Source organism: Maridesulfovibrio ferrireducens (assembly GCF_016342405.1).
Lineage (GTDB): Bacteria > Desulfobacterota > Desulfovibrionia > Desulfovibrionales > Desulfovibrionaceae > Maridesulfovibrio > Maridesulfovibrio ferrireducens_A.
In genome coordinates this window covers 1-2,011 of the sequence record NZ_JAEINN010000061.1, presented here as the reverse complement: position 1 = coordinate 2,011, position 2,011 = coordinate 1, and the positions used below count along the sequence as shown (strand labels likewise).

Sequence of the window (2,011 nt, the reverse complement as noted above, 5' to 3'; positions counted from 1 at the left end):
CCTGAAGGCCCGCGACCTTGCCAAGCTCATACAGCTTTATGACATCCTTATACAGGGTTCCACCACGGACGACCTCAAACAGCAATTCTCCGTCTTGCATCATAGCTTCTCCTGTGCAGGGGGACCTGCCTTCTTGGCATTACCCATCATCTTCTTGATATTCTCCTTGGTATACACGTTCCTGCCGAACTCGATGCCGAGCTTCTCCTTCAGTGACTGGAGCAACCGGTCATAGTAGAGCGTCAGGAAATGGCGCTCATCCAGCTGTGCCACATTTGCCTGTCTCAGGCTTGTCAGCATCTGCTCGGTCGAATACTCGCCGCCGAGCTTCTGCTCCAGGATCCTCACAATGAGCAGCGAGATGAAGCAGGTGAGGAAATGCGCCTGGATGCGGTCTTTCCGGGAAACGTACACCGGCCTTGCCTGGAGTTCGGTCTTGGTGACCCTGAAAGACTCCTCGATTTTCCACAGCCCCCGGTACATCTCTATTATGTCTGTCGGCCCGACCATCCGGTTGAGCTGGAACCGCCCCTCCTTCTCCAGCCACCTGTTCTCCTTTCCAAAATCCCCCTCGAACTCCCCGGTCCCCTTACCCTTCGCATCATGAAGGGGCCTCCAGCCGACCACATTCGTCTCCAGTATATAGTAGCCGTCCAGGCTCTCGTCCTCATCGAGCTTGGCAAAGTCAAACTGCACCTGGGCATCATACTTGTCCATCGCCTTGCCCGTCTTGGGATCCTTGATGACGGTCTTCAGGTACTTGTTCTTGCCATGGTTGTTGTCGACGACGTCCTTTGATTTGGTGTGGGAGGCCGCCATGGCGCGCTCCACAGCATTGGCCCGCTCCAGCTTGGCCCGCTTCGCATACTTGCGGCTCCAGAATATGATCTCATACTGGCCGATGCCCTTCGCCTTCCGCTTCTCGCCGTCCACATCATCGACATTCAGGTCGGTTACCCCGTTGGATATCTTGTACATGAAGGAAACCTCGGTGGTGAGGTCTGTTGCCTCGATCTCGTTGCCGTTGCCGTCATAACGGACATACCCATCCTGGGCCCTGATGTAGTCCCTGGTGGTCTGCTTTGCCTTCCTCACCGACTTGCTGAACACATAGCCGTTGTGGTTGGTGATGATCTCGGCAACGTTGGTGCCGCTCATCATGCCCTTGTCGGCCACAAAGACCAGATGCACCAAATGCAGCTTCTCACGCACCTTCTGGCTCATCGGCGGGAATGTCTTGCTGTCGTTGGTGTTGCCTGGAAAGAGCTCGTAGGCGACAGGCAGCCCCTTTTCATCCATGAAGAGCCCCATCTGCACGATGGGAAGGGGTCGGTTCTCCTTGGAGACCCCCTTCATGCGGAACCCGTCCTCATCCTCGATCTCGAAATAGTAGTTGGTCACGTCATAGAACAGGAGGGTGGTGTCCCGCCCGAAGCGTTCCACCATGACCTTGTGCAGATGCACCATCAGGTCGTCCCTGTACGAGTTGAATATGCTCAGCGAACGGTAGACTGCATTCAGGTCGAAATCCATCTTGTCGAAGTACCGCCCCTTGCCGAACCAGGTTGCCCGCTTGGAGTCCGGGTGCAGGATGCGCTCATAGACGAGCAGCTTCATCACTTCGGTGAGGTTGTAGCTGAGCTTCAGGTATTTCCTGCGCGAATCGATGAACTTGGGGATGCCCAGCTCGTAGAGAACCTTGCTGACCGCGGCATAGCCGATGTTCTTCACGCAGTCATAGGCATCGGTTTCCTTGCTGAAGGGAAGCAGGGCTTCTGGGGCGAGCTCGATTGTGATGGGTCTATCCTTTTCCTTCATCTCGGCGGTTTCCTTCTTTGCCACCTGCTTGAAATGCGCGATGGGGTCGGCATACAGGTGCTCGAACTCGTCGAGATAGCCGATCCTCCTGATATGCCTCTGCTTCACTTTCCCCCTCTCACGATATCCTTCGACGAATACGATGAGAGTTCTGCCCGTTTTCTTCTCGGGAATGGTTTGTACAAACATGCTG

General features: G+C 55.3%; 1 protein-coding gene. It reads right to left on the bottom strand.

The window, feature by feature from the left end; all coding sequences use genetic code 11:
- Nucleotides 1–99: 99 nt before the first annotated feature.
- A partial coding sequence (locus JEY82_RS19655; protein WP_304089032.1) for an IS1634 family transposase occupies nt 100–2,011 on the bottom strand: 1,912 nt, incomplete at its 5' end.